General features: G+C 68.5%; 13 protein-coding genes. 4 read left to right on the top strand and 9 right to left on the bottom strand.

Annotated elements, in window-relative coordinates:
• Positions 1–124 precede the first annotated feature (124 nt).
• Positions 125–2,407 (bottom strand): LuxR C-terminal-related transcriptional regulator, encoded by a 2,283-nt coding sequence (locus tag GLP40_RS07065; RefSeq protein WP_196054558.1) that lies wholly within the window; start codon positions 2,405–2,407, stop codon positions 125–127.
• 412 nt (positions 2,408–2,819) lie between these two features.
• Between GLP40_RS07065 and GLP40_RS07060 the strand changes: the two genes are divergently transcribed.
• The 3 genes from GLP40_RS07060 (at position 2,820) to GLP40_RS07050 (ending at position 5,159) form a co-directional block, all read left to right on the top strand.
• Positions 2,820–3,782, top strand: a complete 963-nt coding sequence (locus GLP40_RS07060; RefSeq protein ID WP_154787304.1) for a DNA polymerase domain-containing protein — start codon at positions 2,820–2,822, stop codon at positions 3,780–3,782.
• A gap of 355 nt (positions 3,783–4,137) precedes the next feature.
• Positions 4,138–4,647: a DUF3558 family protein gene (locus tag GLP40_RS07055; RefSeq protein WP_230329362.1), complete on the top strand. Its 510-nt coding sequence runs from the start codon at positions 4,138–4,140 to the stop codon at positions 4,645–4,647.
• Positions 4,647–5,159: a DUF3558 domain-containing protein gene (locus GLP40_RS07050; RefSeq protein WP_154787031.1), complete on the top strand. Its 513-nt coding sequence runs from the start codon at positions 4,647–4,649 to the stop codon at positions 5,157–5,159. The genes GLP40_RS07055 and GLP40_RS07050 overlap by 1 nt, the downstream gene beginning before the upstream one ends.
• Positions 5,160–5,183: 24 nt before the next feature.
• Here the strand turns inward: GLP40_RS07050 and GLP40_RS07045 are convergent, their stop codons facing one another.
• From GLP40_RS07045 to GLP40_RS07020, 6 genes are all read right to left on the bottom strand, one after another.
• Complete coding sequence (locus tag GLP40_RS07045) at positions 5,184–5,375, bottom strand: hypothetical protein (protein WP_230329320.1); 192 nt, start codon at positions 5,373–5,375, stop codon at positions 5,184–5,186.
• 258 nt (positions 5,376–5,633) lie between these two features.
• Complete coding sequence (locus tag GLP40_RS07040) at positions 5,634–6,626, bottom strand: AraC family transcriptional regulator ligand-binding domain-containing protein (protein ID WP_154787030.1); 993 nt, start codon at positions 6,624–6,626, stop codon at positions 5,634–5,636.
• 125 nt (positions 6,627–6,751) lie between these two features.
• The gene (locus GLP40_RS07035; protein ID WP_196054557.1) at positions 6,752–7,672 is read right to left on the bottom strand and encodes an AraC family transcriptional regulator ligand-binding domain-containing protein; all 921 of its coding nucleotides are present in this window, start codon (positions 7,670–7,672) and stop codon (positions 6,752–6,754) included.
• A 125-nt stretch (positions 7,673–7,797) separates the two neighbouring features.
• Complete coding sequence (locus tag GLP40_RS07030; RefSeq protein ID WP_154787028.1) at positions 7,798–7,989, bottom strand: hypothetical protein; 192 nt, start codon at positions 7,987–7,989, stop codon at positions 7,798–7,800.
• Between the two features lie 40 nt (positions 7,990–8,029).
• Positions 8,030–9,787: an AMP-binding protein gene (locus GLP40_RS07025; RefSeq protein ID WP_154787027.1), complete on the bottom strand. Its 1,758-nt coding sequence runs from the start codon at positions 9,785–9,787 to the stop codon at positions 8,030–8,032.
• Positions 9,784–11,376, bottom strand: coding sequence for an AMP-binding protein (locus GLP40_RS07020; RefSeq protein WP_154787302.1), 1,593 nt, complete (start codon positions 11,374–11,376; stop codon positions 9,784–9,786). The genes GLP40_RS07025 and GLP40_RS07020 overlap by 4 nt, the downstream gene beginning before the upstream one ends.
• Positions 11,377–11,536: 160 nt before the next feature.
• On the opposite strand from GLP40_RS07020, the gene GLP40_RS07015 reads away from it, so the two are divergent.
• The gene (locus GLP40_RS07015) at positions 11,537–12,397 is read left to right on the top strand and encodes a helix-turn-helix transcriptional regulator (RefSeq protein WP_154787026.1); all 861 of its coding nucleotides are present in this window, start codon (positions 11,537–11,539) and stop codon (positions 12,395–12,397) included.
• A 108-nt stretch (positions 12,398–12,505) separates the two neighbouring features.
• Here GLP40_RS07015 and GLP40_RS07010 read toward each other — a convergent pair whose 3' ends face one another.
• Together GLP40_RS07010 and GLP40_RS07005 are read right to left on the bottom strand one after the other, a co-directional pair.
• Positions 12,506–12,853 carry a ribosomal subunit interface protein gene (locus GLP40_RS07010; protein ID WP_154787025.1) on the bottom strand — a complete coding sequence of 116 codons (348 nt, stop codon included), beginning with the start codon at positions 12,851–12,853 and terminating at the stop codon, positions 12,506–12,508.
• A 153-nt stretch (positions 12,854–13,006) separates the two neighbouring features.
• The gene (locus GLP40_RS07005; RefSeq protein WP_154787024.1) at positions 13,007–14,215 is read right to left on the bottom strand and encodes a UDP-N-acetylglucosamine--N-acetylmuramyl-(pentapeptide) pyrophosphoryl-undecaprenol N-acetylglucosamine transferase; all 1,209 of its coding nucleotides are present in this window, start codon (positions 14,213–14,215) and stop codon (positions 13,007–13,009) included.
• Positions 14,216–14,576: the final 361 nt, after the last annotated feature.

Here is a 14,576-nt window from a genome sequence, read left to right as displayed (position 1 = left end):
GACGGCTAAATCTGTTGAACGACAGCATTATTGCGATCGTCCGCTGCATTCCGGACGATTTGCGAGCGGGCAGGAAATTGCTATCCGGCCGCGGCGGGGCGCGCCGATAGCATGGAGCGAGTCCTCAGGCGGACTGCTGGGTCTCGCGCTCGATCACAAGCGCGACGTGGGTGCGCGAGGGGCAGTCCAGCTTGGTCATCACCTGGCGCAGATGGTTCACCACCGTCCACTCGGCGATGCCGAGCCGGGTGGCGATCATTCGATTGGTCATGCCCTCCGCGACCAGGTGCGCGATCTCCAACTGGCGCTTGGTGAGCCGGGACACCGGCGAGTCGATGTCAGCCGCGGACAGCAGCGGCGCCGACAGCGCGTAGGCGATCGCCGTGTCGATGTCGTGTACGGAATCAAGCGCTGTCATGGCCGGATCGTCTGTCTCACTGCGTGATTCGCTGATTCCGAACATCGGGTCGGCAGGCTGCGGCAGTGCGTAGGCATCGCGAATCCAGCGTGCCGCCGCCCGGAGCCGGTGGATCTGTTCGGAGTACTCCGTTCCCGCGGCGTGGTAGGCGCTGACACAGCCTTCGAGTGCTCCGATCATCTCCAACAGGTGCTCGGCGGGCCGTGGCGTGCGCAGCGCCTCGTGGAAAGTCTCCAGCGCGCGATGGGGTGCGTTGACGCGAAGAAGCGTGCGCCCCAGCATGTTCAGGACGGTCAAACGGTCCTGCCGGTGCGGCAGCGCCATCGCCCGGTCGCGAATGTCGGACCAGTTCTCGTGTCCGGCCGACGATGTCTCCGCGAGTTCGGTGAGCGCCTCGGCGATATCGATCAGCGTGCGGGAGTCGGCGGTCGGCGGTTCCCGGCGGGCCCGGGCCAATTGGGCGCGCGCCTGTTCGTGATCACCGGTCTCGTGGTAGGCCGCGGCCAGCTGTCGGGCGAGGCGGTGCCCGAGGCCGGGCTCGTCCTCGTGGAAATCCGCGGCCGCCTGCTCGAGCAGCGCCACCGCGTCGCGAAAGCGCCCGGAGCGCAAAGCCCAGCGGCCCAGGACAGCCCGGCAACGGACGCCCAGTGCGATGTCCTCGGCCCGGGAGTCGTCGACGTGCAGGATCGACGCCACACTGGCCTCGGCTGCCGTCAGCAGTCCCCGCTCGACCCAGACGTCCTCGAGCAGCGACAGCATGCGCACGGCCCGGCCCGGCGCGTCCCGGGCGATCAGCTGATCGATCGTGGCCCGCAGGTCGGTCAGCCAGCGGTCGATCAGCACCGTGGCGGCGGGCCTGCGCTCCGGATCCTCCAGCATCCGCGCGATGCTCGCCGCGACCCGGTACAGGCCCTGTTCCCGGAACAGCCGGGTCCGTTCGCGCCGCTCGGGATCGGCGTGCAGGAGCTGGCGGCAGTAGGTCCGGGTGAGTCCGGACATGGTGTAGCGGTAGTGGCCGTCGCCGTCCGCGGTGTGGTCGAGCAGGCTGTGATCGACCAGCATGGCCAGTCGCTCCTCGATGAGCTCGCTGTGCTCGCCGCTGAGCAGCAACACGTCCTCGAGATCGGCGACGGCGCTCGAGAGCGAGATGTGCAGCAGCAGTTCGGTGGCCGCGTCGTCGAGGTGGCGCGGCCCCCACTCCACGCAGTCCCGGATGGTGCGATGCCGGAGCGGGGTGTCGACGAAGGGCGCGGGCAGCAGCGGCTGTCCGGAGATGATGCGGTCCAGCGTGCGCCGGGCGCCGATCCGGCCGATCGAGCTCGCCGCCAATTCCAGGGCCATCGGCACGCCGCCCAACTCCGCCGCGATCTCACCGAGGAGGGCGGCGTCGAGGCAACCGGTGGCACTGCGGTGACGGGTGCCGATGCTGTTGCGCAGTAACCGGATCGCCGGGGGAGTCTTCGAGGGGCAGTCGCCGGGTGCGCTGTGCCACGCCAGCGGCGCGACCTGGAGCAGGCACTCCTGATAGAGGGCGAGGGCATGCCGGCTGGTCGCGACGATGACGAGCTGCGGGCATCGGGCCAGCAGTTCGGAGACGTCGGCGGCGATCTCCGCGGCGACCCGATCACAGTTGTCCAGTACGAGAATGACGGGCTCGCCGATGATGTCGGCCGCCAGCGCGGCCAGGACCTCGCGGGTCTCGGCTCCTCCGAGGCGACTGGCCGCCGCGGGATGGGCGGTCGCGGCCAGCACTGTCCGCCACGTGTCCATCGCGCTACTGACTTCGCTGAGATCGACTGTCGGCGTGTGTATTTCGTGGTACTCGGGCGTGGCGAGCGCCTCGGTCACCAGTCGGCTCTTGCCCACTCCCGCGAGTCCGGTCACAGTGAGCAGGCGGATCCCGGGCTCATGAAGCAACCGGCGCAGCTCGGCCACCTCCGCGTGACGTCCGGTCAGCGTCGATACCCGGTAGCTGAAAACATCCGACAATTTCTCACCTGATCTCGTGAAATGTTGACGCGCGGAACCTGCACGCGCTCGGGACAGGCGGCGTTGCCTATGCGGCAGGGAGTTTAGAACACATCCGAACGAATTATGAAAGAGGTCAACATAATTCGCGTCGGTCAATCACATGGACCATGAAGTGATGTATATCACGATCGGGTACGGATCTGCAGGTCGATCGGTTCGCCGGTATGGCAAGAAATTGCCGGTGCTCGCACCCGTGCACGCCGGGTATCCGGCCGTCGACGGGATGGAAAGAAATGAATCGGAAATTCACCGCAATCGTTGCCCATTAATGCATTTCCGAAATAATCGTGCGGCGGCTTCTTTCACGGTCTTCGGCCGAATCGCGGCCCCGATGGTTGACCGTGGTTCAGGGGTGGCGCATCGTGGGGCGATGGGCGAAGACGCGCGGGCCGGGTTGAAGTTCTCCAGTCTCGACAGTCCCCTGTTCGACGGGGCCGAGGCGACCAAGGGTGACCTGATCGACTACCTGGAGGCGGTCGGCGACCGCATGGTGCCGTCGCTGCGGGGCCGGCCGCTGTCGGTGGTGCGGGTGCGGTCGGGGCAGGAACCGTTCATGCAGAAGAACCTGCCCAAGTACGCGCCGGACTGGATGAAGCGGGTCACCCTGTGGGCGGGGAGCTCGAAACGCGAAGTGTCCTACGCGGTGTGCGATGACGTGCGGACCCTGCTGTGGTTCGGAAACCAGCGGGCGGTGGAGTATCACGTGACGCTTCTGCTCGCCGAGAATCTTGCCGACTATTCCGGTGGCCCAACGCATCTCGTCCTGGATATCGATCCCGCGCCGGACCGGCCGTTCGGTCAGGTGGTCGCGGCCGCCGAACTCATCCGGCAGGCGCTGGCGAACGACGGTCTGTCGGGGGCGGTGAAGACCAGCGGCTCCAAGGGCGTCCACATCTTCGTCCCCGTGCGCGCCGGCGTCGACATCGAGGACGCGGCGGCGGCGACCCGGGCCATCGCCGCCCGCGCCGAGCGTCTCGACCCGGACCTGGCCACCACCGCCTTCATTCGAGAAGACCGGGGTGGCAAGGTCTTCCTCGATTCCACGCGGGCGGGCGGCGCGACAGTGGTGTCGGTCTATAGTCCGCGCATCCGCCCGGGCGCGACCGTCTCGTTTCCGGTCAGCTGGGCGGATCTGCCGAGTATCGACCCGCGCGACTTCACGATCCGCACAGCGGCCGAGCTCCTCGGCGACCGCGATCCCTGGGCCGAGGCCATGCCCGAACCCCAGCCTCTGCCAGCAGATTTGATCGCCGAGGGCCACACCATTCCGGTGGCCCGGGTGCAGGCCATGCACGAGGGCAAGCGCCGCGCCCGAGCCCGCCGCGAGAGTTGACGGTCAGCCCTCCGGGTCGCGGGTGAGCGTGTGCTCGGCGTAATGCAGGCGTCCAGGTCACATGCCTCCCGATGCGTCCCGCCCCGCCCAAACCACCTCGCCGACCAGAGTGGTGTTCCAGGCGCCGCCGCATACGCGGTGACGGCGCCGACCACATGGCCCGGGACGATCACGGGCGGTATCAACGACTCCAGCGCTCCCACCCGCGCGCCCAGGTCCTCCGTGTCCTCGCGCAGATCGGTCGGACGTGTGTTGGACCGCATCTGTTCGATAAGAAGGCGCGCGGAAATAGGCGAACGCCATATGGCGTCGCCGATCGCACGATTCGGGTGGGTCGCCTACGCTGGTCGGCGTGATGAGAGCGGTAGGTGCGGCGGTCGGGATCGCCCTGATCGGGGCGGTGATCGCGGGCTGCTCGGGTGCAACGGATCAGCGGGCGGCGCTCACGACCACGACGGCGCCCAGGCCGGTGATGCCGTCACCGAACACCATCGGCCTGTGCGGCGGGGTGACCGACGCCGATGTCGTCCAGGCCGTGGGCCTCGCCGGTGTGCGACGGGTATCGGCGAACCCCGTGAGCTGTGCCTGGCAGCCCGCCGCGGGCGGCGACTACGCCGTCACCTTCCACTGGTTCCGGGGCAGCTCGCTGGAAGAGCGCCGCGGCCAGGTCACCGCGGGTAAGCCCGCCGCCGTCCAGGTCGCCGGGCAGCCGGGCATCGAATGGCAGGGCGCGCAGTCCTGCGAGGTGGCCGTCGCGTTCGGGAACTCCGATTTCATCGACTGGTCCGAGCGCGCGAGCGCGCAATCCTGTACAGGACCGGAGCGGCTGGCGGCGGCCACCTTGACGAAGGCGGGACAGGGCTGATGGCGGGTCTGCGGGTGCGAATCACGGTGGCGGCGTTGCTGATCGCCGCGCTGTCCGGCTGTTCGCACAGCGGTCGGCAGATCCAGGTCTCACCCGCTGCCGATCCGAACCTGCTGGCGGGCTGCGGCCCGCTGGAGGATCAGAAGCTGGCGAACGCCATCGATGTCACCGACATGAAGCAGCAGAGCGCCCCCACCGTGTGCAACTGGACCGCCACGAATTCCGGCGGCGGCACGGTCGACATCACCTATGCCTGGCTGCGTGGCGACACCCTCGCTCGCGAAGTGCAGATCGCTGACCAATTCGGTTACCAGATCGAGCGTTTGGTCGTGAAGCACTTCGGTGGCATGTACTGGCGCGATCCGAAGGATCCGGGCAGCTGCGCGGTGACGGTGGCCGACACCGGCACCGTCACCTGGTGGGTGCAGAACCGCGGCCATACCGCGCAACCCGATCCGTGCGCGGCCGCCATGAACCTGATGAACGCCACGCTCTCCGTCGACGGTGTCTAGCGCACCCGCAGCGCTGGCGCGTCCTCAGTGCTCGAGGAAGGTGGCGACGATGTTCCAGAACATGTTCGGATCCACGCTGTTGAAATCCCAGCTCTCGGTGAGGCTGTGGGTGGTGCTGACGATGGACGGGATATCGAAGTCGTGCCGGGTGGCGGTGCCCTTGGCCTCCACGGCGGTGACGACGTAGGCGGTGGCGGTTTCTGCGGTGTGGGGCACGAGGAAGCTCCAATCGAGTACCGGGACCGGATAGGGACGCGTGGCCGTGGACAGCGTCGGCCACAACCACACATCGCAAGCGCCGTGGCGAGCCTCGCGGTCGGCACGTCATGGCGGTTCCGTCCAGTTTTGTTTCCCCCCCGCGCCGTGCGGGAGTTCCGAAGACGCCAAACCGGTCCGGCGCACGCCAACCCTGCTGCGTGGTTGCCGAATACCGTATGGTAGGTGCGATTCAGGCCCGCGAGCGGGGTCGGCTTTTCATGAATCCTCGCGTTCGCGCCAGCGGTGCACGGCGCGCCGCAGGCTCGCGGGATCCGCGTAACCGAGGAATTCCGCCTGCTGGGCGCGCGGAAGGTGTTCGGCCCGCCGCAGTCTGCGGCGGCGTGCGCGGTCCACCTCACGGCGCCAGCTGGTTCCGGCCTCGGTCAGACGGCGCTGTAGTGATCTCGGCGAGGTCAGCAGTCGCCGCGCTACCACTTCCAGTGTGGCCGAGCCCTCGTCGAGGGCGGTGTCGAGTATGTCGCCGAGCTGATCCAGCCAGGTGGCCTCGAACTCCGCAGTGGCGGGCAATGTCGCCGCGTAGGAGAGCAGGACCGCCGTCAACTCGGGATCGGCCGACTTCATGGGCAGCGACAGATCCGCGACCCGCAGCGTCAAGGCGTCGACCGGGCTTTCGAAATCGATTGCGCGGGTGCCGAACAGTTCGGCGACGGCCCCCGGGCCGTCCGGTGTGGTCTGCCGGAAGCTCACCCGCACAGGCGCCACCGGGCACCGGGTGGCCGCCCGCCCCCGGCCCACCAGCAGCGCGAAAGCGGCCTGCACCAACAGTTCCCGGCCGCGGCGGTCCTCCACGCCGGACAGCACCTCGTAGCAGACCTCATGCTCGGTGCTGCGCGCGATCCGGAATTTGTAGCTCGTTGTGAGACTGCCGGTGTACCGCACGCAGGCGTCCAGCGCCGCGCCCAGCGTCTCCGCCGACAGGAAAAGGTATTCCAGCAGGCCGAATTCGCCGGTGGCGCTGTCGTCGGAGACCCGCAGGGCGATATCCGGGTCGCCGGTCTCCTGTTCGAGTAGCTCCCACACGCGCAGGCAGTACCGCGACGACACCCGCCTGCCCTCACCGCCCTCGCGCCAGTGGGGGACACCCGCCAGCCGGGCGATCCGGTCCGGGTCGAGCCCGACCCGGGCCGCCCGTTCCAGTGCGAACCGGGCCATCAGAATGCTGTCGTGATAGTCGGATCGAGTAGTCACGGCCGCTCATCACCACGCGGCCCAGCGGCGAGCGCTCGCCGGCTCCCGGACCGTTCGGCCGCTCGCGGTCCCACGTGCGGCGATTCCGCCCTTCGCTCGAACAATTCCCACCGCCGCGTGGCAGGTCACGGCGTTTCGCCGTCGCGGTCGGCGGCCCAGCCGAATTCGAGGTACTCGAGGTGGCGTTTGCGGGCGCGGTCGACCTCCAAGCGCCAGGTGGTGCCGGATTCGGCGAGGCGGCGCTGGAGGGTGCGCGGACTGGTGTAGAGGCGGCGGGCGACCTGGTCGAGCAGCGCGTCGGTGCCGTCGAGGACCTCGGCCAGCACCGCGGCAACCCGGTCCGGCCATTCCGTGGCCCGGGGCGGCGGGGGCGGCATGGCGGCGGCGTGGCGGCGCAGGACCGCCGCCAGCAGGGGATCCGCGGTGATCTGCGGGAGGTCGAGGTCCGCGGTGCGGTAGGTGATCCGGTCGACCGGCGCGCCGAAATCCAGCCGGGCCGTGCCGAACTGGTCGGTGAAGGCGTCGAGGCGGCGCGGCGCGCGTTCGCGCAGCTGGACGTGCACCGGATCCATGGGCCGCCCGGTCGTCTGACGCATGCGCGAGACCAGCGAGGCCAGCGCCATCTGCACCGACAGATCGCGCCCCCGGCCTTCGTTGTTGACGGTGTAGACGGCGAAGGTCGATTCGGTTTCGGTCTGCGCATCGGGCTCGATGCGGAAGTTGGTGGAGACCGAGCCCAGATGCGGCGCCAGCACGCCGAGCCCCGCGCCGACGGTGTCGGCGGTCGAGATCAGGTAGTCGATCAGCCCGAACTCCCCGAGCCGGTAGCTGCCCGTGGCCCGCAGAGTGGCCGCCGGGTCGTCGAGTTCGTGCTCGAACAGCTCCCACAACCGCGGGAAGTAGTCACTCGGTACCCGGGCGTCGCCGTCCGTCAGCAACCAGTCCGGCACCCCGGCGGCCCGCGCCAGACGGGTCGGGTCCAGGCCCGCGGCCGCGGCGCGCGAGAGGACGAATCGTGGCAGCAGCACGGAGTCGGAGGTGTGCATGAGCCAATGGTGCGGCGAATTCGCGGCCGGAAACCGCGAATTCGCCGAACTGTGAGACAGCCCGCTCGCCCCCCGACTCGTGCGAGTGCGGGGCGAACGGGCGTCGTTCCCTGTCTTTCCGCGGGTCAGGCGCGTAGGAAGGCGGCCGCGATGCCCCAGAACCGGCGGCGGTCCACCACCTGGAAATTCCATGTCTGCGTGATGCTGTGGGTCGTACTGACGATCCCGGACACGTCGAAGTCCTCGCGCGTCGCCGTCCCCTTGGCCTCCAGGGCGGCGATGACGTAGGCGGTGGCGGATTCCATGGTGTGGGGCATGGGAACTCCGGTCTGTCGTAGGGGCGTGGGCGGTGCGGGTTCAGCGGATGGTGTCGCTCAGAACGTCCTCGTAGCGGTACTCGGTGGGGATGGTCTCGCCGTCCGCGTGCGCCTGCTCCTCACGGCGGCGCAGGTCGACGCGGCGGATCTTGCCGGAGATGGTCTTCGGTAGCTCGGTGAACTCCAGACGACGGACACGCAGGTAGGGGGCCAGGTGATCGCGGGCGTATTCCAGTATGGTGCGGGCGGTTTCGCGGTTCGGCTCCCATCCTGCCGCGAGCGCCACGTACGCCTTGGGCACTGCGAGCCGCGTGTCATCCGGCTGCGGCACCACGGCCGCCTCCACCACGGCAGGATGCTCGATGAGCACGCTCTCCAGCTCGAAGGGGGACACCTTGTAGTCGGAGGACTTGAAAACATCGTCGGTGCGGCCGATATAGGTGATATAGCCGTCCTCATCCCGGACGGCCACGTCGCCGGTGTGGTAGTAGCCGCCGTCCATGACCGCGGCATTGCGCTCCGGATCACCGAGGTAGCCGGTCATGAGATTGACCGGCGCGGCGGCCAGATCCAGACAGATCTCGCCCTCGTCGGTGAGCTGCCCGGTGATCGGATCCACCAGCACCACCGGCACACCCGGCGCGGGCCGCCCCATGGAGCCCGGCTTGAGCGGCTGTCCCGGCGTATTGCCCACCTGCAGCGTGGTTTCCGTCTGGCCGAAGCCGTCACGGATGGTCAGGCCCCACGCCTTCTCCACCTGTGCGATGACATCGGGATTCAACGGCTCACCGGCGCCGAGGATTTCGCGCAGCCCGGCCGGACGCTCGCCCAGGTCGGCCTGAATCAACATGCGCCACACCGTGGGCGGCGCGCAGAACGTGTTCACCTCCGCTCGGCGCAGCTGCGCCAGCAGGGCGGCGGCGTCGAAACGCGCGTAGTTGTAAACGAATATGGTCGCCTCGGCCAGCCACGGCGCGAAGAAGCAACTCCAGGCGTGCTTGGCCCAGCCGGGCGCGCTGATGGCCAGGTGCACGTCGCCGGGCCGCACACCGATCCAGTACATGGTGCTCAAGTGACCGACCGGATAGCTGATCTGGGAGTGCTGCACCATCTTCGGCTTGCTGGTGGTGCCGGAGGTGAAGTAGACCAGCAGCGGATCGCTCACGTCGGTGACGGCCCGGAACGGCCCGGCCGACTTCATGGCCGCCGCCTCTGCGTAGTCGTGCCAGCCGGACACCGACTCGCCCACCACGATCCGGGTGTAGTCACCGGGAACCTCGTCGAACTTGCCGGTGTCGCCGTGGTTGGCGATGACGAATCGCGCTCCGCCGCGCTCGATCCGGTCGCTCAGATCGGCCGGACCCAGCGCCCCGGTGGTCGGCATGATGACCGCGCCCAGCTTGGCCACCGCCAGCATGGCCTCCCACAGCTCGGCCTGGTTGCCCAGCATGAGCACGACCCGGTCGCCCTTGCCCACGCCCAGCCCGGCCAGCCAGGTGGCCACCCGATCCGAGCGCTCGGCCATGTCGGCGAAGCTGATTCGCTGCTCGGACCCGTCCTCCTCGACGATCCACAGCGCGGGCCGCTCGTTGCCGCGGGCGATGTGGTCGAACCAGTCGGTGGCCCAGTTGAATTCACCGGTCAGCTGGGGCCACTCGAAATCGCGCAGCGCGGCTTCGTAGTCCGTCGACGCGGCCAGCAGCCCATCGCGGGCGCGCCGGTAGGCCTCGGTATTGCCGGGACCACCCGTCGCCCCGCCGACGCCCTCGACGGAATCGCTCTGCGATGATGCATTCATTTCTGCTCCTCGATCAGGCCGAGCAGTCGTGCGCCGATCTCGCGCATCTCGACCTTGCGGATTTTGCCGGTCACCGTCATCGGGAATTCGTCGACGAGGTGCACATAGCGGGGAATCTTGAAGTGGGCGAGCCGGCCGGCACAGAACTCGCGCAGGCTCTCGGCGGTCAAAGGCGTTGCGTCCGGCCGCAATCGGATCCAGGCCATCAGCTCCTCGCCGTACTTGGCGTCGGGCACGCCGATCACCTGGGCGTCGACGATGTCGGGATGGGTGTAGAGGAATTCCTCGATCTCGCGCGGATAGATGTTCTCGCCGCCGCGGATGACCATGTCCTTGATGCGGCCGGTGATGGCCACGTAGCCCTCGTCGTCCATGGTGGCCAGGTCGCCGGTGTGCATCCAGCGCGCGGCGTCGATGGTCTCGGCGGTCTTCTCCGGTTCGCCCCAATAGCCGAGCATGACCGAATACCCGCGGGTGCACAGTTCACCGGCCGCGCCGCGCGGCACGGTCACCCCGGTCACCGGGTCCACGATCTTCACCTCGATATGGGGCCCGGCCCGGCCCACGGTGGCGGTGCGCTGCACCAGCGAATCGTCGCGGCGGGTCTGGGTCGAGACCGGGGAGGTTTCGGTCATGCCGTAGCAGATGCTCACCTCACGCATGCCCATACGCTCGATGACCTGCTTCATCACCTCCACCGGGCACGGCGACCCGGCCATGATGCCGGTGCGCAGCGAGGACAGATCGTAGGTGTCGAATTCCGGATCGGCCAGTTCGGCGATGAACATGGTCGGCACCCCGTACAGGGAGGTGCAGCGCTCGGCCGCAACGGCTTCCAGGGTGGCGCGCGGTTCGAAGGCCGGGGCCGGAATCACCATGGCCGCGCCGTGCGTGGTGGCGGCCAGATTGCCCATGACCATGCCGAAGCAATGGTAGAAGGGCACCGGAATGCAGATCCGGTCCTGTTCGGTGTAGCCGCACAGCTCGCCCACGAAATAGCCGTTGTTGAGGATATTGTGGTGGCTCAGCGTCGCGCCCTTGGGGAAACCTGTTGTGCCGGAAGTGTATTGGATATTGATGGGATCGTCGGTGGACAGCGCCGACTGCGCCGCCGTCAGCAGGTCCGGATTCGCGGCCCGGCCGGTGTCGAACAGCCCGCACCATTCGATGCTGTCCAGTAACACCACCTCATCGAGCTCCGGGCATTCCGGCCGCACCTCGGCGATCAGGGCCGCGTAGTCGGAGGTCTTGAACGACGGCGCCGCGACCAGCAGCCGGATCCCGGCCTGGCGCAGCACGTAGCGCAGCTCATGGGCCCGGTAGGCAGGATTGATATTGACCAGGATCGCGCCGATCTTGGCGGTCGCGTACTGGGTCAGCGTCCACTGTGGGCAGTTCGGCGCCCAGATGCCGACCCGGTCGCCCTTGCTGATCCCGGCGGCCAGCAGGCCCAGCGCCAGCGCGTTCACCTCCGCGTTGAACTCGCGGTAGGTCCAGCGGGTGTCGGTGGTGTAGTCGACGAGGGCCTCGCGGTCCGGATGCGCGGCCGCGGTCCGATCCAGGTTGGCTCCGATGGTGTCGCCCAGCAATGGGGCGTCCCAGACCCCGAAGGTATAGCTCGCCCCTGTGGGGTAGCTCGCCGCAGCGCCGGCGGGGTGGTCCGTCGCTTCGTGTCGGCCCGTGCTCTCGCTCACACCAGTAGGATCTACGTCACACTGACCCCCGACTACCCCCGAAAGGGGCTGACCGATGACTTCGGCCGCCGACGGGCTCCTGCGCCCCAGCGACGGTGATGCTCTGCGCTCTGAGCTGCGCACTCTCGCCTCCGTCAGCAAGCTTCCGGTCGTCTTCGGTGGCGAGGTGCGCGCGGGCACGCTGATTCTCAGTGAGTTCGTCGGCACCCGCACCAATAGCATGCGGGGGCTGGTCGTGGCGCGCAGTTCGGGGCTGGGAGGCTCGGCGGTGGCGACCGGCAGACCGCACTCGGTATCGGACTATCGCTCGGCCTCCACCATCACCCATCACTACGACGGACCCGTTCTCGGGGAGGGCCTGCGCGCGGTGGTGGCGGTGCCGGTGGTGGTGAAGGGCGAGGCGAGGGCCGTGATCTACGTGGCCAACCGGGACTCGGGGGTCATCGGCGACCGCATCGCGGACGAGATGATGCAGGCCGGACGGCGGCTCGCCATGGAACTGGCGATCCGCGACGAAGTCGATCGGCGGCTGCGCCTGACCTTCGCGCGGGAAGCTGTTTCCAACGCGAATACCATTGTCACCGAACAGCTTCGGGATTTGCACGCGGAACTGCGCGGCATCTCCCAGGCGGTCTCCGACGCCACGGCGCGCATGCGCCTGCGCGAAATGACGGAGAAGCTCGCGCGCCTGGTGTCGGGCGTCGCGGCGCCGGACGAGGCGGTGAGTCTCGCGCCCCGGGAACTGGACGTACTCGCCCACATCGCACTGGGCTGTACGAATCTGGAAGCCGCACAGCGACTTTCGGTGCGGCCGGAAACGGTCAAGAGCTATCTGCGTAGCGCCATGACCAAACTCGGCGCGCATAGCCGCCACGAGGCGGTCGTGCGGGCACGCCGCCTCGGGCTTCTTCCGTGATTGATTCACCCCCGCCGAGTTTCGAAGGTGGGGGCCCTCGGGCGAAGATCCTCGGCCTTCATCGGGATTTCAGGGGGCGCCCCCGAGAGTTCGAGAGTCGGCCGACTCTCAGTCCGCCACCAGGTGGCGGATCGATTCGCCGCCCTTGGCGTGGTGTAGACGCCCGAACCTGCTGTCGAGCAGATGAGCCATGCTGTCGGCCGCTCCGGTGTAGGCATCCTCGGCGGTGGCCGCGCGGTGGGTGGTCGCCACCGGTGGCTGGCCCTTCGGCCGCGCCTCGAGGGTGCACTTCTTGTCCTCGGAGCCGCCCTTGTGGCCGTTCACGTCGGTGATGTGGGCTTCGACCCGGGTGAGGTGATCAGCGAATCGATCCAGGATCGAAGCGATGATGTCGGTTGCTTCCTGGGCGATCGCGCCGCCGCCGATGTGCTTGTCGGCGAAGACCTGGATTTGCATGGCATCTCCAATCTCTCGGAATAGCAAGCCCTCTGGGTAACCGCGGGCTTGCCGACACTTCCGACACTACCTGGTCTCCGGAGCCGCCGCGGGTCGCGAACATCACTCCCATTACCGAGGTCGCCGCGTATAGGGTCTGAAGCGAGTGAGTGCTCAGCGGGTCGCCAGATCCAGTACGGTCAGCGCCAGGTCCTCGGCGGCGCGCGGGTGGCCCAGCGCCTTCGCCGCAGCGGAAACCGCTGCGCGGGAATCAGATTCGGTGAGCAACTCGGTGAGTGCGGTGCGCAGGTTGGCCACCGTGGCATCGTCGCCCACGAGCGCGCGGGCCGCGTTGTGGTCGGCCAGGATTCGGGCGTTGCGGATCTGCTCGCCGCCGACCGAATGCGGATACGGAATCAGCACCGAGGGCTTGCCCAGGGTGGTGAGCTCGGCGAGAGTCCCTGCGCCGGAACGGGATACGACCACATCGGTGAGCGCGAGCACGTCGGGCAGCTCGGGTCCGATGAATTCGCGCACCAGGTAGCGTCCGCGCACGTCCGCCGGGAGCCCGGCGGCGTGGTCGCGGACCTGCTGGTAGGACAGCCGTCCGCATTGGTGAATCACATTGGCGGAGTGCAGGAGTTCGGGCAGCAGTTCCCGGATGAGGTCGTTGATCTGCACCGCGCCCTGTGCGCCGCCGGTGATGTAGACGGTCGGCAGGCCGGGAGTGTAGCCCTCCCAGTCGAGGGCCTTCACCGCCGCGGCCGGGTCGCCGGCGCCCAGGGTCGGCCGAATGGGATTGCCGGTGACCAGGGCCCGGCTCCGGACCCGGGCGGGCAGCAGGTCGATCGAGGCCTCGGAGCTGAGCGCGATGCGGTCGGCCATCCGGGCGAGCAGCAAATTGGCCTTACCGATGCCGGTGGTCTGCTCATGGATCACCAGCGGCCGCCGGCGCAGGGCCGCGGCCATCCCGATCGGGGCGCACACGTAACCGCCGGTGCACAGCACCGCGTCCGGCCGGAACCGGCGCACCACGCGCTGGGCGGTGAGGACGCTGACCGGCACGCGCAGCGCGTCTCGCGCATTGTCCTTGTTGAGCATTTTGAGCGGATTCCGGTCGCGGCGCAGCTTTCCGGCCTTGATGCCGGTGAACGCGATGTCGTTCTCGGCCGCGACCCGCTGCTCCAGGCTGTCGGGCACGCCGACCCACAGGACCTCGGCCGCCGCTCCGGCCTCGGCCGCCAGATCTCGCAGCGCCCGCACGGCCGCCACCGCCGGATAGGTGTGGCCGCCCGTGCCGCCACCGGCGACGATCACGCGCACCCGGCCACGGTCGCGCAGCCGCTGCAGGATCGGGGCGCGGTCGGCGGCGGGTTTCGGCATGGACGGATCCTCCTGGTGTCGGTGGCGTGGTGGGGCAGCGCCCAGGCTATCTCGGTCGGGAGCGGGATGACTGGTCCGGGAGGCGGCCGCTCGGAGAAGATCGCGCGGTGTGAGCTAGACCGTGGGGGACTATGACGCTGATCACGTTGTCCGCCATCTGGCGCGCCTCGAGCAGTTCATGGCCGAACCCGGCTGTCCCGCACCGGAACCCGGGACTGTCGCGGAAGCGGTTCGGCCGACTGCTGGGCCTCCTGGTCAACGGCGATAGCCTCGCCCACCTGGTTCGTGCGCACAAAAGTTGCGAGGGCGTGGTCGTGGTGATGGTGTGCCGCGAGTCGGTGCAACTGCGCGTGCTCCTCGC

The organism is Nocardia aurantiaca, assembly GCF_009708175.1.
Classification (GTDB): domain Bacteria; phylum Actinomycetota; class Actinomycetes; order Mycobacteriales; family Mycobacteriaceae; genus Nocardia; species Nocardia aurantiaca.
The sequence above is the reverse complement of the archived record's forward strand: the minus strand, read 5'-3'. Positions and strand labels throughout refer to the sequence as shown.